The organism is Acetivibrio cellulolyticus CD2, assembly GCF_000179595.2.
Taxonomy (GTDB): domain Bacteria; phylum Bacillota; class Clostridia; order Acetivibrionales; family Acetivibrionaceae; genus Acetivibrio; species Acetivibrio cellulolyticus.
Genome location: NZ_JH556658.1, coordinates 674,437 through 700,178, shown reverse-complemented (window position 1 = coordinate 700,178; position 25,742 = coordinate 674,437). Strand labels below are relative to the sequence as shown.

At 38.0% G+C, this 25,742-nt stretch carries 1 protein-coding gene; it reads right to left on the bottom strand.

Annotation, left to right across the window (positions count from 1 at the left end):
- Nucleotides 1-6: 6 nt before the first annotated feature.
- Nucleotides 7-25,479: a CARDB domain-containing protein gene (locus ACECE_RS28105; RefSeq protein WP_010249981.1), complete on the bottom strand. Its 25,473-nt coding sequence runs from the start codon at nt 25,477-25,479 to the stop codon at nt 7-9.
- Nucleotides 25,480-25,742 lie beyond the last annotated feature (263 nt).

Here is a 25,742-nt window from a genome sequence, read left to right as displayed (position 1 = left end):
TTCATTTTACTGCTCTATATTCTCATTTCCATTAGGGAGTCTTATGAATTTGTGCGTTCCAACTGCTTCTTCAATCCACGTATATGCCCAGTGGGTTTTTGGTACATCCGAAAAACTCTGTTCTGCATTCATAAGTGGACCTCTGAACAACATCTTATTAATCATAACAATAGCTTCAGCACGTGTTACTTTATTATCAGGTCTGAAAGTTCCATCTTCATATCCATTTACTATTTCAAACCTGTAAATGCTTTCAATACACTTACTAGCCCAATGCTTGTTTATGTCCTTAAAATGAATCTGTATCGGCTCTTCGTTCGAAAGCTTCAAGTATTTAAATATTACAGCTGCCAGTTCAGCTCTCGTTATATAAGCATTCGGGCGGAATTCTCCATTTCCATATCCACCGAATAATCCGGCTTTTGTAACTGCCCCTATATACGCCGCTGCCCAGTTATTCATATCTACGTCCGTATAAATAGCTTTCGTGCTTTCGCTTGTATCAAGTCCTAAAGCCTGTGCAAATATAGTTGCTGCTTCAGCCCTTGTTATTGGTTTGTCAGGTTTGAAAGTCCCGTCAGCATATCCCTTTATGTACTGATTATGAGCTTCTTCCGTTTTATAACGGTTTGAGTAAAGTAAAACTTCAACCGCTGATTTAGAATACTCTTTGTTTTCTATTTTCTCAATACATGTTATCACTGCACTTACGGTTTCTTTCACTTCTGCTTTTTTGAGCTCGTTAACTTTTACTTTAAAAGTTAACGTACCAATTTCGTTTATTCCAATTTCGGATATATCCCAAACAATCCTGTTTTCATTTACTTTACCCACACCACATTCTGTAACTGTCATATACTCTGAAATACCAGCCTCTACAACTACATTGGATAAGATTGCCTTTGCCCTATTCTTGTAAGTTATTGTGAAATCCATAGTTTGCCCTTCTTCACCCAACCTGCTGTCAGCTGTTATTTCAACCAGCAAATCGGAAGGTATGAAGTTTGGTATATCAGTTTCCGGAGGTTCTTCCGTCGTTTGAGGCGGCAAAGTTGGTGTAACTTCCGGCACCACAACAGGAATATCTATTGGTGGTTGCCCAGCGTCTCCACCTAATGAAGGAACATCGCCACCAGATGTTGAACCTCCATTATCCGATGGTGTACTTGGTGTTGGTGTTGGTGTCGGTGTTGGCGTCGGTGTTGGTGTCGGTGTTGGTGTCGGCACGTTAATTACTGTTATTGATTGATTTTTAGTTGCACTGTTTCCATTTGCATCGACTGCCCTCCATGTTACTACGGTTGTTCCAGCATTGAATATTTCAGGAGCGTTATTAGTTACTGCAACTTCAAATATATCATACGCAGATGCTTTACCAATATCTACTGATACTTGAGTCTTTTCTGTTTTCACAGTTACGTCTGCTGGCACACTTAATACCGGTGATGTAGTATCTGCAATCGTCACCTTCTGAATTTTGCTGGAAGTATTCCCTCTTGCATCTACAGCAGTCCATGTTACTTCTGTTGTACCTAACGTATAACCCACCGACGGTGCATTATTTTTTATAGTAAACTCAGATTCATCTTTCGCTGAAGCATTACCTATATCCACCTTGGTTAATTTGCCTTCCGCCTCTTTAGTTATATCTTCTGGCACATGTAGTACAGGTGCTTTATTGTCCTCTGTTTCCTCAATCTCAACTTTGTATTTCTCTGAAGGCAAACTTTCAGTTCCATATGCATTTACTGCACTTACATAAACCTCATGAAGCCCCTTATCAAGTAACAAAGATATATCAAATTTACCTTCCTCATTTACATCATAGACTCCCTTTGCCACTTCATCAACCCATACAACTACATTTGTTTCTGATGAAGCTTTACCTGTCAAATGCATGGTGTGAGAATTTTTATCTGATGACTGTTCTAAAGGCTCTAATAAAGGTGTTTCAGGTATTGATTTATCAAATCCTATTACAATTGGTACTATATATTCAAACTCTCTCCAACCGCTTGTAGATGAGTCTTTTTCAAACCAACCGTATACTGAATTTGTCACAGACATTATTTCAGTCTGATTAACAAGCGCAGGATTCAATTCACTTCCTGCCAACTCTACTTTAACCAGTCCTTTATAAATCCCTTCAACTGCATAATCGGATATTTTAGCATGAGCATAGAATGAACTTCCATATCCTGCAGGAATAGCTTCCATAATTGGTTTTCCGTCTATATCTGTAAACTTGAAACTGCCTTCAGGGATTTTATTTCCCTTCTCATCTGTGAGTTCGCCTACAGTAATTTTAAATTTCTCAACATCACTATGTCCTGAAGTTTCAAATATATCGACCTTAAATTCTACTTCACCGTTATTGGTTGAAACAGTCGCAGGTGTATACACATCAGGTACAGCTCCTAGATCAGGAAGTTTAACAACGCTTAGCGCATACTTCTGATTCTCCTCAGCTTCTGGTGAGCTTACAACTACACGATACTTTCCTTCCATCGGATTTAGTATTCTTATACAATCCAGTTCGTTAATCAATCCTTTTACATTTGCTCCATCTATTTCACTTACCGCAGCGCTGTCTTTGAAACCAACTTGTTTTCCATCTTCAGTATATATATGGAGTTGCAACTTTGAGCCAGGTTCGGCAGCCATAAATACTCTCAACTCACCTGTGTTGCTGCTTACATTAATAATTTTTTCATCCTGCTCCAAGGAAGCTATTTCCCTACCTAGAGGCTGAGTAGCTTCATATTTGCCATGGTAAGCTTCAATCTGCTCTTTTGTTCCTGCAAAGAAATGAGCAATATAAGGTCCTTCTACTGCACCTACAGACATTGTAGCAGGTTCTGCCAGGTTCAGATTTATAACAGCGTAGTATCCTCCTGCATCCAACAAAGTAGATCTTGGAATTATAAACGGTATTTCTATTGCAGCAGTTTCACCTGAAAGCACACTTACTGACTGTACCTCAGGTACATCAACCAGACCATTCGTGCCGTATATCTGAACAGAAGGTGATATGCTCAAAGTTCCAGTATGAAGGTTTTTAATCTGTAAAACTGCTTTTCCTCTTCCAACATAACTATCTGCATCAACTATAACATCAGGTACAACACTGCTCATAACTTCCACAGGCAGCGGCGGGTCAATTTTTTGCCACTCATCAACAGCTTCGAATACTCCGTTTACGGAAGTACCTATTTCAAGTGCCTGCATATTTGCAATCCCTGTAGTTGACATTAATCTCACCATATTCATTGAAATATCTTTAATATTATCCCACTCCCTGGTTGTCAATACATTCTCAGTCATTGCGAGTTCATTTCTTGCTCTGTTTATCATTATTGAGTATATTGCATTGGTACCGCCTAATATCAATGCTCCGGCAAAGGTGCTGGCACTTGCTAATCCATAAGCAGTATTCATACTATCAGCAGCCCACAACATAGTCTTAAGCTGATTTATCTCCCATCTGTCCACAAGACCGCCATATCCCTTCGTAAGATTTTTAAGCAAATCCAACTGAGGTTCATATAATTTGGTCAATTCAACTTCCTTAGGTATTAGGTTACCGCTATTGTCAGGATTGTATATCCATACATTCTTATACCTTCCAATTGACTTTATCATATTGCCCTCTCCATCACTCCATATGGATTCAAGCTTGCTATTAAGATCCTCCAAATATTCTTTCAAAGGCTCAATAGGATAGTATGCAGGAGCAGATCCTAAATCACTGCCATAACCCTCTAAAATTTGCAGAGATTTCATAAGCTGTATTCTAACTTCATCACTCAACTCACTATATTTTACTGAACGGGCATTTTCCGCTATTTTAAGTAAGCCTTCATCAATATCACCTTCAGCTATAACAGAGGAATCCATAAATAACCCTTCTACATCATCAATGTCAACAACTTTTATAGTTGAGTTGTTAATTCTTTCTTTTATCATTTCATATATTTCTTCTCTGGAATAACCTTGCTTTAATAGAGCATTTGCATAATCTCCGAGGCCTGTCATCCATTCCATTTGAGTATCTCTGTTAGCTAAAAATTGTGCTATATATTGGCTATAACTTATAAAGTCAATTGTATCCTGAGATCTTGTAAAATCTGCAACAAGCTTGTCGGCACACTCTGATGCAATATGTAAATAGTGAGCAATCTTGCTTACTCCCTGACCTGTTTCATGCATATACTGTTCCAACAACTCTTTATATCTTGCTTTTTTGACTTCCAACGCATCTTCAGTCAATTTCCTGTCTAACTCGGTTAAGTCTTCTGATTTTAGCTTGTCTTCATACTCCTTCAATTTTTTGTCAACCTCATTCAATTCAGCCAATATAGCCTTAACCTGATTCTTTGTGTCAAGATCCTGCTTGGATAACCAGCTAAAGAACATTGTAGACATAAAAGACCCTATCCCCTCATCAAACAACAAATAATCGGCAGCACTGGTTGCTAAACCTTTATATACCCCCAAATATGTAGTTATGAATGAGTTTATTCTGAATAATCCTTCCAAAGTATAGGAATAAGCTTGAGCCTGGTACAAATCCATCGTAAATTCAGTTACGGAAACTATATTTCTTGCCAAGTCATCAGTAGTCTTTTCCATTACCTTCTTAATATTTAATTCAAGGACCTCAATTTCACTCTGCAGATCATTAAAATCACTCGTCCATACTGACTGTATCGCAAATGGTGCAATTACAATATTAGCATTAGTTTTGCTTGCCTTAACAGCTACATAAGGCAGTTTATCCCAATTTTCAAGTCCTGAACCCGATATTACGAAAGTACCTGTCTTTGTAGCATTTGGTTTAACATCTCCAATATCCATTCTTGTTAGATCAGTCTGATACTTTCCGTCTCCGGACATAATGCTTAAAATCTCCAGGCCGGCAGCGTTAGCTATTGAAGGTAATCCAAGTGTTACGTTATGTGCTGAACCCTCACCTGTATTTGTCACTGTCGCCTCTAGTTTATAACGATCTTTTCCGTCCGGAATCAGCTTATAGCTTACATAAAGCTTTGGTAGCGGCTCAATGTGGAATTTGTTAGGAGATGTGACACCCTCATGTACCTCTCCATCCGCTTTATATCTGTAAATCATATGGACATAATAGTCACCGCCGATATCACCAAGTCCCGGAATACTTTTTATACTATATACGATTTCCCTGCTTCCTAAAGCTTCTATTTCTGTAACCACAGCACTTCCATCTATGTTTTGCACTCCGTCGGCATTAAGCAATTCGACATTGAACCAATCGGTCAGAACTTTTGCATTTGCCGGCAGTTTTCCAGCTTCATCAAAAGGCTTATCGCTTATAATTATATCAACCTGTACATTTTCAAGTTTTTCTTCTTTATAAGGATTATACATTGTAAATTTAGCTTCAAACGCCTCATCAACTGTTGCACTATCCTGAGAGAAACCAAATGAACCAGCCGCAAATCCTAAAGGCTCCGGAATACTTCCCAAATCCAAGCCACATCTCTTTTCAAGGAAGCTTCTACTGAAGTTTCGAATAACAGGATTCTCAGCTTCTAAATTCTCTTCAACCCTGAGGTTTTTCCTATTTTCTTCAGGTATTGAATCTGCGCTTACGTCTGAAGGGATGTAATTAACCCTCAGCGGAACATTACAGCTGACTTCCTCTTCCTTGCCTTCTTTATTCAATATTAATCCAGTAACATTAACCAGCATATCAAATACATAGTTGGTACCGTAAAACTTTTGTATATTTCCATCCGGTTTAATGTATATGCCATCTTCGTTCATCGGAACTTCAATTGTATAAGTATTTTCCTCAATGTTATAAACAGAATTTGTAACAGTCTCTCCATTGTATAGAGCAGATGACAGTCCTTTAATCCAGGCACTTACATTTTCATAGGTTACTCCTTCAGGTACTTTTACCTCATACTGTCCCGGCTTTTCTCCATCTGTCACATCTGCTTTGTAGTATAAGCCGGATAAATCCAATGCCCAATTGATCTTCGTTTCCTTATTGGCATCAAAAGTGCCTAAATTCAGGTTTTTGCTGCTTACTTTTCCGTAACTTAATGTCACACTGTTTTCCGGCAGCTTCGAGTCGGACTCAACAACCTGCACACGTACATTACGAACTCCCTCTAACTGTGAAGGATTTTTAATTACAATAGTTCCTCCCGCTTTAAACTCTTCCCCGATGACATCCCCTACTGAAATCTCATCTCCTGGGAACTGGGATACAAGGTCCGGACTGTTAGTATCTATGCTGTCCGACTTAATTAGAATACTTTCGGCATCCCTCGTAAGTGCACCCTGTATTACATTTCTAATTCCACTGACATCCCAGCCCAGTGAAAGTTTTTTCTTTTGAAGGACTACTTTTTGAGGGATAAGGTTAATCAATGCAGGTACTTCTATACTTTCTTCATAGTCTTCATATTTAGATGCCGTAGCCTTAACAGTATAAGTTCCTGCCGGTATGTTCTCAAACCTGTACCTTCCATCCTCGTCCATTCTGCCGGTGTAATATTTTGCGTCCACAGCCTGTAGACCACCAGATAAGTGAGGTCCAACAAGCTTAAGCTTTGAATCTTTTACAACTATATTCTTATTATCTGTAACTTCAAATACAATCGTTCCAACCTCAGCAGCACTTACATAAACTGTTACAGGAATTTTAACAACTCCTGCATTTGAGGATATGTCCAAAGTGGCATTATAAGTTCCTTCTTTCACATATTCTGATGGAGCAATATTTACTGCTATTGTTGCACATCCGTTTTTATCTCTTATAGAATAGCCTTTGTTCAGTGGTTCTATAATATCTGTACCCGATGTAGTAACAGTTATCCATGGAAGCTTTTCAAGGCCTGAAACTTCCAAATTCAAAATCGGTGCTGTTCCTTCATTAACAACAGTTATAAGTTTTGTTATCGTTTCTCCTGGTCTGATTGCAGCATTGAGTGCAAGGTTCTCTCTGTCTCCATCTACTTCTATTCCCATTTTAGGCTCAGGTTTTTCAATAACAACCTTCATTTCACCTGTGTAATCATGTCCATCTGCACTCTTAAGTACAATCTTCAGCATCTTAACACCAGGTTGTACATCGGCAGTTGAACTTATATTTAGTATTGTGTTAATCGTCTTACCTGCCTCGATTTCTTTTGGCAATACTTCGGCAAACTCAACCTTGACACCCTCTGCATCACCGCTCAATTCCTTATTAACTTCGACAGATTTCAAACTTATGGTGCCTACGTTGGTCAATGAAATATCCACCTTCTGGCTGTACCCAGCTGTAAGCTTTATCTCCTCCGGCAATGACAGGTATGCACCTTCAACATAGAACACCTGTGATTTGCTGGATTTTGAAGCTTTATTAACATTTCCTATAGCTCTTAAAGAGTAAGACCCTCCAAATCCTTCAGGCACCTTGAACTGATAAGCAAAATCACCTTTTGCATCAGTTACAACATTTTCTCTCCACTCCTGCTCTCCTACAATTACTACTGTAACCTCTGCTCCCTTGATAGGAGTCACTTTATCAGTTTCTCTTACAGTTCCTTTTATTTCAACAACATCACCAACATTGTATGTAAGTGCTTTTGTCTCAACATCTATATAATAATCTTTAACTATATTAAAGGTACTGTATACGCTTTGCTGTACTGTTTCACCTTCAAATACGGTAGCATAAGCTTTGTAGCTGCCAATCGGCAAGTTAAAGTCAAGAACAGTTCCAAACGCTCCGTTTACCGTGTTATAGTCCATCTTCTTAGACACTTCCGGTTTCGCTGCTTCTTCTGTGCCATTTCTATATATATTGAGTTCAGCAGTGATGTTTTCAGGTGTTCCAAGAGGTCTCCATGGCTGATCGGTGGACACTGTTTTTAATTCAAATTCAGGCTTTTCCTCCACTGTATAATTTTCTTTTCCCACTTTAAAGTTTACCTGTAACTTGTCCTCAACATGGTATTTAACTTCTCTCTTTGCATGAGCACGATCGTTTAAGTACAAACTGCTGTTCACATCTGCGTAAACAGTAAGCGTATAATCCGGTGCTGTCGGCAGATAGTCTGCCTTCCATTCAACCACACCAGATACTGAAGTCCCCGGCATAATTATAGTACTTGTTGTAAAGGTTCCTGCATTTATACCATTTACATATAGCGCTGTTGTAAATGGCTTGTTCACTGCAGCTGTTCCAGTATTTTTCAGTGTAATAGCAGTTTTTAACTTATCTCCAAAGGATGCTGTTACACTATCAGATTTTGTCTCTATCTTTTCAACTATCAAATCCGGAATCTTCACATCCATCGGTGCTTTCAAACTATACGTATAAGTATTGTTTTCGTCATTGCTTTCATTTACATCATTTCTTTCATCCAATACCACACGTATGTTTTTAGTTCCATTCAAAGGATGCTTCCATACAACTGTTGCAAATGCACGTCCGTTTTTATCAATTCCTTTAATTTCGGCACTTCCAACGTAAATGTCATCTGAATAAACCGATACGTTAAATGTATTGTCAACCTTTGCATGCAGGTCATTTGCTACAGTAACACCCACAACTACAGGTTGCCCCTGCTCAATACTTATTTCTTCAGGATTTAAAGATACGCTTTCCACCCACAAATCCGGATGCACTAACTGTAAATTCTTTATTACAATTTGTTTTTCATTATCGCTTCGGTCAAGTTCCACAACATGAGGCAGAGGCCCGTCAGCAATTACTTTTATGGTATGTAAACCTTCTTTTCGAGGTCTCCAATCGGCTGAAACCTTCACAGAGTTATAACCGCTGGTATAAGACAGATTTTCTACCTTTTCTCCTTTGATAAACGCTCCGTCAACCAAAAATGCTATCTGGAAATCTTTTGCATTTGCAAATCCATCATTTTCAACAACTGCTGAAAGTGTAACCTTTTCATTCCATTCAAGTGTTTCACAATCTTCCCCACTCCATGTAAATTCCTTTACTTTAAGACTTGGGAAGAAGGCGGTCTTTGCATTAACAGCTTTGCTCTTTTGGTTGTTGTCAAAATCCGCTTCAATAACCGGATGCCCCATATCGTTCGCAACTACCGTAACCATATGGTTTCCTGCAGTATTAGTCCATTCAAAGGATACATCGTAAGCTTCTCCAGGTTTAATATTTTCTGCTATCTTAACAGAGTCTTTAAACATATTGTCTACATAGAACCCAACAATAAATGGCGCATTTGTATCGGAATACCCTCCGTTATAAACCTTTGCCGTAACTTTTAACTTTTCTCCCTCTTTAGGTTCATCTTTATCAAATACAACATCATTAATCCTTAAATCAGGTCTTGTTTCATTAACTGTAATCTGCATCTTAGATGTGCTTTCCACATGGTCATTGTCAACTACAGTCAGCGTCACCTTATATGTACCGGAATTCTGATAGGTATATATCGGACACACTCCATAGCCCGATTCTCCATCTCCAAAATCCCATATGAAGTTCAGCAAATATCCGTCTTTATCGTAGGAACGTGAAGCATCAAAACGTGCAGGCTTCATAACATCTACAGAGAAATCAACTCCGGCATCGGCATATGGTTTTATGTTTATTCTAGCTCGGGTTTCACCGGCACCATCCTTGCTTTCATTCTCCACAATATCTGCAATTAAACGGTACTCTCCCCCTATTTCAGGTATCCAGTCAGTATAAACATACTGTGTGCCATATGGAGATAGATTCTTAAACTCTGCTTTTCCTATAAGTATAGGCTCTCCTTCTTTCCCCATACTGCCAACTAATGCTGCATAAAACTCAACGGTTCCATTTTCAATACCAGACCCCTTATTTGTAATTGCAGCTCTTACGCTTGTAAGTTCACCTTCAGTTGTATTAACTCCAGTTTCATAGTATGCAAATTTCTTTATTGCTTCAAACTCGTCTCCGTTTTTCTCTACCTGATAATATATACGTGCATACTCAACTGCTTCAACAACAGCCCCTGAGCTGAAATCCACATTATATGCTGCAGGTTGATAACACCTTTTTTCTGTATCTTTCCCATCTTCTTTTACATAGGACATTGGAATTTCATCTATAATATATATATTTCCAAAGTCTTTCCATGTATTGCTCTTACTGAGATTTGAGGTTTCAGTAACCTCATCATAAAGTTCCCTTGTAACTGAGCGGATATTTGTACCAGTCAAAGGATCTTTGAGCATTAATACTTGATAACGCAGTGCATCAGGAGTATTTGCATCTAATTTCGGAGCAGGTACTTTAAACTTAAGTGTACTGCTATCAGGATCAGGCTGTTTTAACACTTCAAGGGATTGAGGCACATATATCGGTATCTTGAGCCCTGTCTTCATATTGACCAGGTAATCTGGGAAGCCTGTACCAGCTTCACTGATAAGGGTTAAAGCATCTTCACTGCCCTCAAGCAGTATATTATCCTTACCTATTATCTCGGTAGTAACATCTACTATCAGAGGATTAAGTTCCACACCTTTATAATCCAGGTGCTTTAATGAAGCCTTAAAGGATAGGAATTCTCCTTCTAGAGCTTCTGCACCCTCAACCTCTTCATACATTGTCCATTTAACAAGCCAGTATCCGGTAACCTGGCTGTGAGGTGCAATATCACCCAAGTTCAGGCGGAAACTGTTACTGCTTGTACTTCCAAAGGAAGTATCCACAATATCAAATTTGGTCAATAATCCGGCTTGATTTGTAGTTATTTGAAGATTTCCGGAATCTATAACCAGATTCTTTGCAGCCCCGTCACCTATGTTTTCCGCTGTTACGCCAAGCTTAAACGGTTCTCCCGCCTTCACCTTGCCTGGAATATAGTAGTGAAGGATAATCTTAGGCTGTGGTTTTATTGTAATCTTTTCAGCCTGGGTCTGTGTTTCAATATACCTTCCGTTTACATAGTAGGAAATCAATGCTTTAACAAAATAAGTTTCACCTTCGGGATTGGTACCTCCCAAACCTTCTCCGGGAATTATACTCCAGTTTGACACCATATTTTCGCCTGAACCCAATGAGCATGATCCGTCAAGTGTTTCCATACCTTCTGTACCGGTTGGAATTATGAAGTTTTTAGCTGTAACATCCTTTCCATCCTTATCAGTCATAACTACTCTGACTGAAAGATTATTAAGTGAGTATGCAGGATAAGAATTTGATATTTTTAAATTTGCATCAAATGCCTGTCTTTCAAGCGTAGCACTCTGTGCCAGCTTAAGCTTTACTATCTCATAAACTCCACTGCCTGTATCTGTTTCTGCTTTATCTCCCTTTTCAGGAATCGGAACAAAATAGTCCAATTCAATTAAAGGCATATTTTCTTCGCTTTCTTTCTCATTACCGCTGTTGTTATCCTTAACTTTTACTTTTACCTTTCTGTTAGTATCAGGGTTATATACAGGTATTACTGCATTTACAATCTCTGCAGGGTACTTAGGCAGTCCTGTATCAGGATCAAAGCTAACATACTTACCGCTAAGCTTAATTCCATTATGCGGTTTCCCTGCACTCTTTTCTCCGGTTATTGCATCTATAAATGATGTATCACCGGCTGTAGTACCATAAGGCAATTCATAATACCCTGGCTGAACCAGTATTTGAATACGTTTACTGCCGTGGGCCGGTATTTCTCCTAAATACCCTCCCCCTACGATACTTATTCCCGTTGCGCTTGAATTTGAACGAAGCACTGAAGCAGTTACATCTGTAATAGCTACCAATCCTGTATTAATTACCGTAGCTTCATAAATTATAGGCTCTTCAACCTGTTTAGGTATTGTTATCCAAGGCGGAACAAATCCAAACTGCGGTGTTGGAATATTTGTAGCAAAGGTCATTGCAAGCTCTATCTCATATTTATCTTCTATTGTTGTCGGCGTAACAGTCCATTCTATCTGAACCGGCTGTGCTTCCATTGTCACTTCTTCAAGCAAGGCTTCTTTTGTCGGCATAACATAAGTTTCACCAACTACTTTATTTCTGCCTTTCGCCATAACCGTATAGCTGTATTGTCCAAGAGGTTTATCGAGGAAGGTTACAATACCATTAATATCGGTACGTCCGAAGTAGTTTTGATAATATACTACTTCCTGACCGTTTAACACCTGAACATAAGGCTCTTTTCCAACAAGAGTAACTTCAGCATTTTCAACACGCTCTCCTGCATCGTCCGTTATCATAAAGGAAAGTGAACCCACATCGGAGGTAGATACCTCTACAGCAACAGTAGCGACAGCCTTGTATTTTCCGTCCGTTATAATTATATCATCCTGGTACTCTCCCAATGAAATAGCCTTAGGAGGATTAACTGCAACATCAAAAGTTGTAGACTCACCAGGTTCCAAGTTAACCTTACCAAGATTTAAAGGCGTAATCCACAGAATACTTTTTGGTGCTTCAAGGCTTATACCTGTCATCCTTCCAAGCCCTTTATTGGTTACCTTAAAGGTTTTAACCATACTGTTGCCTGGATTTATGCCAAGCTTAACTCCCCTAGGTTCTACAATAGGATTAGGTACTGCTGGTCTTAAGTATAACTTTATTCTGCTCTCGGAAGACGCACCTTCCGCAGTACTGAATTTCACAATATATTCAGCAGTGTCAGCACAATCTAAAGGCACATTGAAATTAATTGTTACACCGCTCTCCTGATCCGCATCCAACGCAGCAGACAAAGTAGATGTATTCATTACAGCACGAACTCCACTTTCAGGAGTAAGGTTTACGAGTACTGCACTTAGTCCTGTTAATGGCATATCACTTGCTTCAGCCAAATTCTTAACAGCTACATATTTTGAAAATTGATAATTTTTTGATGTTGCCACATGTACTTCCTGCTGTGAGGCTTTTAGGCCCCATACTGTAAATCCTGCATTTGCTCCCGTTCCAAGGCCTTTTTTGAATGGGAATGCAACAACCCTCCATTTACCTGCCTCTCGTTCTTCCGGTACAAACTCAAATTCGAAATGACCTTTTTCATCAGTAGTCAAGAAACTCAAGTGCTCTGCATGCCACATCTTCATATAATCTCCCTTAGCATCATGAACATAGATAGGATCTTCAAGTGCGGGCTCTAATATCAGATCAAGTGCAATTTGTTCATTTGCCATCGGATTTCCGTCTCTATAATTGAAATTTCCTGTAATTCTAACGATTTCACCACTCTGATAGGTTTCTTTATCCGTCTCAACTACTCCAACGCTCTCCATTACAAGCATTATATTTGTAGAAACAAATAAGTTTTCTGCACCATCACCAATATCAAAAGTCAAATTATACATTCCGTCATCAAGGGATATGATAGGTATCTGGGCCTCAAATTTACCTGTTGCACGGTTATAACCTATTTCTCCATCTAATATAGCTTCTGTTCCTTTTCTAAGAGTATATTTTGCATAAACCCCATCATCCGGACCTAACAGCTTATTCAGCTTGCTTGCTCTTTTAACAGCAGCACCTATAGATATGAATTTATCAGAAGAAGCATAAATATTTTCAGTCATATACTGGTCAGGTTCTTCTACTTCCGGCCAGACATCCACAGTCAAAGCATCACTTATATCAAATTTTTGCTTCCAATTCCTAGTCTCGCCTTCAGCTAACGCTGCTTGTTTTACTTCTTTCAGGTTGTCGACAATAACTTCAAAATTGTGTTCTCCAACCAAATCAGGTTCCCAAGTCAAATCCACAATTGCTGTACTATGTCCTCGTAACCCTTTAACTCTCTTACCTGCGACTGCCTTACCGTCAACATATAAGCCCACGTTGAAATCGTTAAATACTGAAGATACACTTTGATTGCTCACCCTTGCAAGGAATGTAACAGTACTTCCATATTTCAAACTGACAGGAGACCACTGAACATCCGATAATCTAAGATCAGGATAAATTATAGAGAGTTCCGGTACTTTAGCAGAAACCGAATTATTATATACACTGTCTGTAACGGATTGGTCCCTGTCCAAAACCACATTAACCTTATGCTCTCCTGGTACTGCAGTCCAACGCGCCCATACTTCCTTCTCTTTACCCATATCGAGACTGTCAATGGTAAAGCTCTTTATAATGGTGCCGTCAACTTCGAAATCAACATCAAATTTATGAGTTATATTTACCTTACCTGTATTTCTTACCTTTGTCTCAAAGGTAAGTGATGTACCCTCTGTAAGGTAAGTTTCTTTAGGCCTCCATGTTACAGGATCTATTTCAAGTTCAGGATAGATTACGCTAAACTCCTTAGTAACAAAGGAAGCTTCATTGTTCTCTCTTACCATTTCAACCAGCATTGGAGCAGGATCATCAGCTTTTATAGTTACATTGTGTACCCCGCTTGAAGGTTTCACAAAAAATGATAGCTGTCTGTTCTCGCCCACGTCAAGTTTATTTATATTCTGCTTTGCAACCCATTTTCCGTCTACATACAAGGACACAAAGAACATCTCTGCCGCAGCAGTTCCTAAGTTGGCAATCTGTGCAGTGTACGCAAAAGGTTCTTCACTTTGTAATTCAGTTTTATCTCCATATGACACTCTAAGGTCTTTCACTTCTACATCTGGGAAATTAACCTTTTGGGAAGTCATAGCCTCAATATATTCATTATTGTTCTTGTCCATCTCTTTAAGATTGTCAAGAATATCATTGGCAACTACTTTAACTACATGAATTCCAGGTTCTGCAATCCATGTAAAAGGTATTTTTTCAGCTTTTCCCGGCTCTATACTTTTATCAACTCTGGTATAACCTATATACTTGTTATCTATATAGAAACCAACTAAAAATCCCTGCTTGTTGGAACTCTTTCCTATGTTTCCAACAATCGCATTTATTGTTACTACATCTCCTTCTTTCGGCTCTAAAGGCAGCCACTCTAAGTCAGTTACTATAATATCCGGACGGTTGTCATATACGTGCATTGATACAGTCTCATAAGACTGGGTGCCGCTGTTGTCTGTAACAGTGAGTTTAATATTATAGTTACCGGGATTTTGATATATATAAGTAATCTGTTTTCCCTTTTTAACGGTCTTATCGCCCATGTCCCAATCATATGTAGCTATGCTGCCGTCAGGATCTTTTGACTCACCGGCATTCAAGGTAAAGTTGTCACCTGAGTACACCCATTCATCTGATGTTATAACTGCCACTGGCGGAGCGTTCAGTCTAAAATCGTCGGTAAAGGAATTATTGGTGCCATCAATATCATCTGTTCCTTTAAGTGTTTCTATTTCTGCCTTTATATATGTGACTGCATCTAAAGTTTTAGCTGGAGTCCATGTTATTGTTGCTTCAGCTTTTTCTGAGCTTATTACTTCAACATTTGAGCTGTCTATATACTTCCATGCCTCACCAGTTTTATAGTAGAAGTTTACTTTTCCCTGGGCCTTTGCAAAACCAAGATTCTTAACAACTGCTGTTATATTTCCGCTTCTTTCATAAGCAAGTGACTTAGGCACAGTAATTCCTGCTACAGTAAGGTCACTTATTGCAGACGGCACACCTGAATTCTGAGTAGATAATCCACTTTCATTTCCAGCGGTATCCACTGCCTTTATTATGTAATAATATGGCTTGCCATCCTCTAAGCCTACATCTCTATATACAAGGGATTTGCTTTCTGCTATTTTGACAAAAGTCCCACCACTTGTTGTAGATCTTAAAACAATATATTTTTCTATGTCATTTTCTTCATTCTTATCCCATGAAAGCTGAAGCTCTCCACCTGTCTTGGAGTTTTGAACAACAAGTCCTGCTGGAGTCTTTGGAGCAACACGGTCTATTATATATTTCTTTATTGTACTTCCCTCTTTATTTCCTTTATTGACTGCCGTTACACGAACAGCATATACACCGTCTGGAAGGGAATTTACATTCCATGTAAGCTTGGATAAGAAGCGCTGATCTCCGCTATTTGCATCCGGCAGGATCTCCTTACCTGCAAGGAAATCTTCCAAGATCTCCAAAAGGTCCTGTTCCTTCATTGTTTCTATGCTTCCGTTGCCTATATGCTGCCAGGTTTCAGCTCCTGTTAATGCAGCTGACGGGTCATGTCCAACAAATCCGTACTCATATCTGACCTCAACTCCAACACTATCACCTATTATGGTCGCTAAATCCAGAGAGTCATTCGTTCTTGACAAGCTAGAAGGCTTCATGTCAAGAATAACCGGTATGGTGGTCTGATGCAGTGACTTTGTATCGATTTTGTCACTTATCTCTGTATCCTTGGAATAATCATAAGAAGGCTCACTTTCCCTTCCCAAATCATTTACAACCGATACCCTGTAGAAATACTCAAATTTAGGATCTTTCATTGCATCGACGTATATATTGGAAGTGGTGTCTTCAACCACCTTCTCCCATATGCCGTCCTTGCCTTCTTTTCTATAAAGCACGTAGTGATCAAAATCAGGTCTTACTACAGGAGACCAGCTTACCACCAGTTCCCATTCTCCTGCCTGTACATATAATTTATCCGGTGCATTTGGCGGGTTATTTGCAAGCACATAATTTTGTATCTTCTCTGACTTGTTGCCTGACTGGTCACAAACCGTCAGTCTTATCTGGTAATTTCCGTCTTGGTAAAGAATCTCTTTGTCTTCACCTATAGCTAAAGTATCCCATGTAACCTCAGCCTTACTATTGGTGTTGTTGTTTATCTCTGCAATGGTAATCCATTCTTCCCCTTCAAGAAGTTCCTTATTTTCATCCAATCTCCTGAATTCAAAGGCGTAAGAGCTGACTTTGTCATTGTCTTCTGCATATGCAGTCAAGTTGCAGCCGTTTCTTATTGCAACCCCATCCGCAGGCTCAAATCTCTTTATGATTGGAGCAGTAGTGTCCTTTCCTGCTCTTGCTTTTACGATATTAGAACCTTCACTTTCGTTTCCAAGTTTGTCAACCACGCTGACTTTGTACCAAATATCCTTATCCGCTGTCACAGAACTATCAATATATAACGTCTTTTCAAGCCTTGCAATAAGTTCAAATTCTCCGGCAGCTTCTGTTCTCCTATAAATCCTGTAATGGTCGAAATCTTCCTTCACTTCTGAGGGTTCCCAATTAAGAGTGATTTTCAATTCCGATCCAGCAGCTGTAAGTATCGGAGCCTGTCCTGCAGAATTATCTATGTTGTATTTTGCTATTATCTCTTTAGTGTTTCCAGCAGCATCTTTTACAACTGCTTTAACTTTATATGCGCCATCCTTAAGCCCTTTGGTATTCCAGCTTATTGTACCGGCATCACTGTTTCCCATAGTTGTCCACTCTTCGGTTTCACTATCAGAGGTCGTATAGAAAAACTCTATGCCGCTTACTTTTACATTGTCTAAAGCCATTACACTTATATTTACTGTAGCATTTATATTGCTTCCATCCTCCGGCTTAATTCCAACAACTTCCGGCGGTGTTATATCGTCATAAGCAATTGCAAATTCACTTACAGTACCAGCACTTTCATACCCGAAGGTGTTTAGTGCTGTAACTTTGTACATGTACTTTTTACCTAACTCCATAGATGTGTCTGTATAAGAAGTCAAAATGGTTTCATGTAATAAATTATAATTTGTACCATCAACACTTCTATAAAGCTTATATTTACTAAGGTTGCTATCTTCAACCTTTGCCCATGAAAGATCAATTTTAAATTCTCCAGACACAGCACTTATCTTTTCAGGTGCTGGAGGCGGTGTTCTTACTATTACTACCTTGATAGTCTTTGTTGCCATATTTCCAGCTTTGTCAAACAAGTCTACTTTTAATTCATATGCACCATCTGGAATTAAAGATATATCCCAGTTATAACTTGTGCCAATTTGATTACCATTCTTTGCTGCAACAAAGATCTCTTTTACCAGTTTCCATTCACCATCCTGGTACCGGTAATAAAGTTTCATACTTTCAGTAGCTACATTATCTTTAACTACAGCTCTTAAAGTTAACAAATCCAGTTTTCTCACAGTATCAACACTTACAATCTCGGGCTCAACTGTATCTGCAACAGGAACTGCACTTACAGCTTCGGATAATCTGCCCTCATTGCCGTATTTATCAACTGCTGCCACCTGATAATAGTACTCCGTATTTGCTGTTACATTTAAGTCCTCTGCACTTAAAGCATATACATAATTATTTATCTTTTCCAAAGCACCATCACCATATCTTCTGAAAACACGGTAATAGCTGACATCACTGTTTTGTACAGCTGTCCATTTCAATGACACTTTTACCTGTCCTGCTTCTGCACTGAGTCCTAAAGGTGCGTCCGGAACAGAAGGAACTACATCAATCGAACTGCTAAGTTGTGATAAATTCCCTGAAGCATCATAACTTCTTACTGCATATGTATATTTTACCTTTTCAGTCAAGCCTACATCCGTAAACTTCACTGTCTCTGTTTTTCCAACTGATACTCCGTCCCTGAATATCTCATAACCCTTAACAGCAACATTATCTGTTGAAGCTTTCCATGTAAGAGTAACTGTTGAAGCACTCTTTGAAACCATTGACAAACCACTCGGCAGCGTAGGTGCATTTGTATCTTTTATTGCTGTAGCTTCAATTCCACTGCTTTTTGCCGAGACATTTCTTGCCTGATCGAAGGCACATATACTATATGTATATGTAGTATATGGGGTAAGACCCTTGTCTTCATAATAGGTATTAGCTGTAGAATAAATTTTTACATTATTTCTGTATATCTCATAACCTATTGTTCCCACATTATCGCTAGCAGCAGTCCAATCAAGTCTAATAATTGTCTCACTAACCGGCACAGCCTTTATATTTTCCGGAACTTTTGGCTTATCATTGTCATAAACAACCGTACTGCTCTCTTCCGACTTTTTACCAGCTATATCAAAAGCCCTTACAGAATAAATATATGTTCCCGGAACCAAATCTTTGTCGGTGTACTTAGTAGCTTCTGTAGTACCAATTATTGAACCGTCTCTTTTTATTTCATATCCGGAAACCTTTGCATTATCTTTTGAAGCTGTCCAGTATAATGTTACGGAAGAATCTGTTCTTGTATAGATATCCAATCCCATAGGCTTTGTAGGTGCTTCGAGATCTTCTAAAGTCTGTATCACAAGGCTTGTTTGTTCCGATTTATTTCTTGCAACGTCATAAGCATTTACTTTATATGTATATTTAGTCGAAGGTGTAAGATCTATATCTGTATAATGAGTCTTATTTGTCCTTGCAATTCTTTGGCCATTACGATAAATTTCATAGCCTGCAACTATAATATTATCTTTAGCTGCAGTCCACTCAATTGAAACACTTGTTACCGTTTTTGATACCTCTTTAAGAGCAACAGGAACTGTAGGTGCCTCTTTATCATCCTCGCCCTTTTCAAGAGTATTCCAATTACCTGTAACATTAAAGATGTAACCTTCTTCAAATATTTTAGAAAGAATCAGAATATTAAACTTTGAATTAGTCTTATTCTCAAAGGTCACCTTTTGTATGTCATCACCACTAAGCAAAGTTTTATGTGTTCCTGATGCACAGAAATTATTCGCAGTTGACTTCTGTGAAAAGTCTCCTTTCACTTCTAATACACCCGCTGTAAGACATTCATTAGTATAAGAGCTTGATGTTGTAAAATTACCTTCTACACATACATAGTCAAATTCATTTACCATTTCTAGTAATGAATAATTGCTTATAGTATAATCTCCACCTACAACAATCTCTCCACCATTTACGTTGAGTGTTCCGCCTGTCTGAATTAAATCACCTTCAACATAAAGCCTCTTTCCGTTTAAATTCATATCGCCGGTTACATACATATCCCCTTCAATAGTCAAATCCGATTTAAACGTATAATTTCCTTCAAAACTTAAATCATAGTACCATGTATTGCTGTTTAACTCTACACCGGTATATAAGCTCAAATTTTTAGAATTTATAAGTGCTGCTGATGTCTTCTTAAGCTCTTTAGTAATAACTGTTTTAGTGTCAAAACGCACTTCAAAATCGTTAGGTATATCGAGTATATTAATACATGATTGTAAACTGCTCGGGCTATCAAACATTACGTGCTGTACTCCATTACCACTTAGTACAGTCTTATGTGTCCCTCCCGTTTTGTAGTTATTATATGCATTATATCTTTTTTGGCTGAAGTCTCCCTTTACTTCAAGGACTCCTGCTGTGAGGAAATTATCCTGGCCGTATTGGGACTGTGTTACAAAATCACCTTCAACTTTTACATAGTCCGCATCATTTATCATTTTCAAATATCCATTACTGTAGCTATATGTTGCCAAACCATTTGCATTCTTTGTTTCTGTTTGTATTCGATAATCGCCTTCCACCAGAAGATTTCCTTTATTTATGTTTATTGTTCCTCCGGCCTGTATGAGTTTGCCTTTTATTATTAATTTGTAACCATTGAGATCGAGTGTACCTGCTTCAAGGTATAAATCACCCATATACACTTCATCCTTTTCAAGCTTCCAACCCATAACACCTGAGTTTTTAAACTTAACTTTGCAACCATTATCTATAAGCTGATCGGCATTTAGTGTAGTGGTAATTTGTACTCCTTCTTCAGAATAGTTCTTTATCTCCAATATTCCGAATTTTGAATTGTAATCTTCAAAGCTTACAGTTTGAAGTTTGCTTCCAGTCAATACCGTCTTATGATTTCCGCTTGCATAGAAGTTAAAACTATCTGCGTAGCTGTATGTTGTTTTTTGTATGAAATCACCCTTTACCTCCAACACTCCTGCTGTGAGGTATCCACTATTACTATTATTTGAATCGTCTACAAAGCTTCCGCCTACAACAACTCTATCCTCTAAAGCTGTCATCTGAAGTCTTCCATTTCCATAAGTATAACTGACACTTCCGTCAGCCGATTGACTTTCATTCTGTATTCTATAGTCTCCGTCTATAGTCAATAGCCCCTTATTTATACACACCACACCGCCGCATTGTATAAGATTACCTTTTACGATCAACTTATATCCACTTAAGTTTGTCGTTCCACTGTCTATATACAAATTTCCATTTATCGTCATATCATTTTGAAGAGCTAAATCCCCTGCAATTGCCAAGCAGTAGTTCCACACATTTCCTTCTATCTTTGCATTATTTGCTAAGGATATATATCTACTATCTTTAATAATCGATTCCGTTTTATTAAGTTGATTTACTATTACTGCCTTTGTATCAAATTTTACTCCATCTTTAGAACTGTTCTTTATTTCAAGTATATTGAAGCACGAATATGAAACGTTCGGATTATCAAACTTTACACTTTGTACCTCTGTGCCGCACAATACCGTCTTATGAGTTCCTTCAGCCTTAAAGTTGTTCAAGGCACTATAATTTAACTGTTTGAAATCCCCACAAACCTCCAAAACTCCGGCTTTTAAATATCCGCTGTGACTGTACTGAGACTGGGTTATGAAGTCCCCTGTTACATTTATATAATCCACTTCATTTACCATTTTTAAATATCCATTGCTGTAACTATAACTAAGACTTCCATCCTCAGCTTTCTTTTCTGTCTGAATCCTATAATCCCCTTCAACATAAAGTTTACCCTTGTTTATTTCTACAGTTCCTCCTGATTGTATCAAGCTTCCTTTTACTGTTAAGCTAAATCCATTTAAATCAAGCACCCCTGCTCCAAGATGTAGATTTCCTTCATACACCTCATCTTTCGTCAGCTTCCACCCAGACAACTCAGAGTTCGGAAATACTATCCTGCATCCGTTATCTATAAGCTGATCAGCATTTAGTGTACTGGTAAATTTCACTCCATCTTCAGAATAGTTCTTTATTTCGAGTATTCCGAATTTTGAATTAGCATCTTCAAAGCTTACAGTCTGAAGTTTACTACCACTCAATACTGTTTTATGACTTCCACTTCCATAGAAGTTATAAGTATTTGATTTGCGGTATGTTGTCTTTTGTATGAAATCACCCTTTACCTCCAACACCCCTGCTGTGAGGTATCCACTATGGGTGTAATATGAATCGTCCACAAAGCTTCCACCTACAACAACTTTATCCCCTGCAGCTGTCATCTGCAGTCTTCCATATCCATAAGTATAACTGACACTTCCATCAGCCGATTGACTTTCATTCTGTATTCTATAGTCTCCGTCTATAGTCAATAGACCCTTATTTATGTACACTGTACCGCTACTTTGTATAAGATTACCTTTTACGCTCAACTTATATCCGATTAAGTTTGTCGTTCCAGCGTTCACATACAGGTTTCCATTTATTGTTATATCCTTTTGAAGTGTAAAATTTCCTGCAATTGACAAGCTATAGTTCCACACATTTCCTTCTATCTTTGCATTATTTGCTAAGGATATGTTTTTACTATCTTTAATAATCGATTCCGTTTTATTAAGTTGGCTTGCTATTACTGCCTTTGTCTCAAATTTCACTCCATCTTTAGAACTGTTCTTTATTTCAAGCATATTAAAGCAAGAATTTGAAACGTCCGGACTATCAAACTTTACACTTTGTGCCTCTGTGCCGCACAATACCGTCTTATGAGTTCCTTCAGCCTTAAAGTTGTAGTAGGAACTATAAGTTAGCTGATTGAAATCCCCACAAACCTCCAGAACTCCGGCTTTTAAATATCCGCTGTGACTGTACTGAGATTGTGTAATGAAGTCCCCGGCTACATTTATATAATCTCCTTCATTTATCATTTTTAAATATCCATTGCTGCAACTATAACTAAGGCTTCCATCCTCAGCTTTCTTTTCTGTCTGTATCCTATAATCCCCTACAACATAAAGCTTACCCTTGTTTATGTCTACAGTTCCTCCTGATTGTATCAAGCTTCCTTTTACTGTTAAGCTATATCCATTTAAATCAAGCACCCCTGCTCCAAGATGTAAATTTCCATCGTACACCTCATCTTTCGTCAGCTTCCACCCAGACAACTCAGAGTTCGGAAATACTATCCTGCATCCGTTATCTATAAGCTGATCAGCATTTAGTGTACTGGTAAATTTCACGCCTTCTTCAGAATAGTTCTTTATCTCCAGTATTCCGAATTTTGAATTAGCATCTTCAAAGCTTACAGTCTGAAGTTTGCTACCACTCAATACTGTTTTATGATTTCCGCTTCCATAGAAGTTATTACTATCTGCGTAGCTGTATGTTGTCTTTTGTATAAAATCACCCTTTACCTCCAACACTCCTGCTGTGAGGTATCCACTATGACTGTTATCTGAATCGTCCACAAAGCTTCCGCCTACAACAACTCTATCCTCTAAAGCTATCATCTTCAGTATCCCATATCCGTAAGAATAACTGACAGTTCCAGCAGTCGATTTGATTTCATTCTGTATTCTATAGTCTCCGTCTATAGTCAGCAGCCCCTTATTTATGTACACTGTACCGCCATAATGTATAAAATTACCTTTTACGGTCAACTTATATCCATTTAAGTTTATCGTTCCACCATTTACATATAAACTTCCCTCGACTGTTAAATCATTCTGAAGTGTATAAGTTTGTTCTATCGACAAATCATAACTCCACACATTTCCATCAATTACTGCTCCGGATGCTAAAAATATGTTAGCTGAATTTTGAAGAGTTGATCCTGAATTTATAATTTTATTTGTTACAGTTACCTTCGAATCAAACTTTACTCCTTGTGCTGAAGTATTGCTTATTTCGAGTATATTAAAACATGTATTTGAAGAAACATCAAATTTAACAGTTTGTGGTTCTGCACCGTTTAAGATAGTCTTATGAGTTCCTGTTGGCTTAAAGTTATTATATGAAGAGTTATAAATCAACTCATTAAAATCTCCTTTAACTTCAAGAACACCTGCTTTCAAGTATCCGGTGTGATCACACTGAGACTGTGTTATGAAATCTCCAGCTATGTTTACATAGTCCTGCTCATTTTCCATTTTCAAATAACCGTTGCTATAACCGTAAGATATGCTACCAGTACTGTTTTTAGTCTCTGACTGCAATCTATAATCGCCTTCAACAAACAACTTACCTTCATTTATATCTATGGTTCCTCCTGATTGTATCAGTCTTCCCTTAACAGTTAGCTGATAACCATTCAAATCCAGTATTCCTGCCCCTAGATATAAATCACCATCATAGGTCTCATCTTTCGTCAGCTTCCAACCTACCTTTTCGGAGTTTGGACTTTCTATTTTACAGCCATTATCTATAAGCTTATCAGCACTTAATATACAGGTTAATTTTATACCTTCTTCAGAATAGTTCTTTATTTCTAATACGGCAAATTTTGATATAGCATCTTCAAAACTAACAGTCTGCAAATCGCTTCCACTTAAGACTGTTTTGTGATTGCTCGTTGCGTAGAAATTGTCAATATTAGAGTATCGGTATGTTGACTTTTGTGTGAAATCACCTTTTATCTCAAGTAACCCAGCCGTTAAATAACCACTATGACTATAACGTGAGTCATCAATAAAGCTGCCTCCCACAGTAACTCTATCCTTTTCATTATTCATTCTAAGGTAACCGCTACTATAGCTGTAACTTACAGTTCCGTTCGTCTGTAGGTTTTCCTTCTGAATTCTGTAATCTCCATGTACATCTAACTGCCCGTTATTAACATACATCACACCATTAGATTGTATAAGATTACCTCTTACAATTAATTTGTAACCATTTAAGTTAATTGTCCCACTATCTATATATAAATTCTGATAGATTCTGTCTTCATAAAATGTTGTATCTGCCGCAATATGTACACTATCTTTAAGGTTAACAATTAATGTATTGCTTAATTTCGAAATGTTTCCTGCTGCGTCTTTTGCCCGGACTCTAAAATTGTATTCACCGTCAGCGGATAAACCGGTTATTGTACACGAAGTTTCTCCGCCATACACTGCTTTGACTACAGATATGCCTTCGTATACCTCGTATTTTGCTACTCCAACATTGTCAGTAGAACCTAACCATGACAAATCAATAGAAGTACCTGTGTTTGAATCAGATGATAAATGTGAAGGTGCTGTAGGAGCCTCCTCATCCACTTGTTCCTCAATCTCAGACATAAACATAGGTTTTTCTATCAAAGTCGATTCACTAACAGGATTTGCACTTTCTCCATATACACTTCTCCCAACAGTAATGTCATTATCAGTAGTTCCGCTTTTTGTTATGTCTACTAATTTTATCTCTGAAGTTTGGTCTGATGTAGGTTTGGAATTTGGATCTGAAATTGATTCTAATTCGACTTTAGAATTTTGTTCTGAAGTTTCCCCTGTTTTGGTTTCAGAATTTGATTCTAAAGTATCTCCAGATACAGTTTGGGAATTTGAATCTGAATTTACATCCGATTTAATTTCCTGAGTATAAACCTCTGGATTTTGCGGTTCAATTACACCTGCATACACACTAAAGATTTGATTAGTTAGCAAAACTAATAATATTAGTATTGCTAAAAAATTACGCTTACTCTTCATTAATTGTAAATCCTCCCTTTTTAAAACTCTATATCTATAATTAAAATATTTAAAATAGTATTTGTTGCCCTTATGATAGTATTTATTAAGAAGACAGAAGTTGACATAATTAACATGTAGTTCTACAATTGTTTAAGGCGACATAAAAGCTTCGGTCATCTCTATCCCTTTGTTTTTGCCTATTTTACTTAATTCAAATGAGGCTAAATAAAAGTTAGGTATACCATTTAATGCATATACCTTTTGTTCGCTTTTTAGTGATG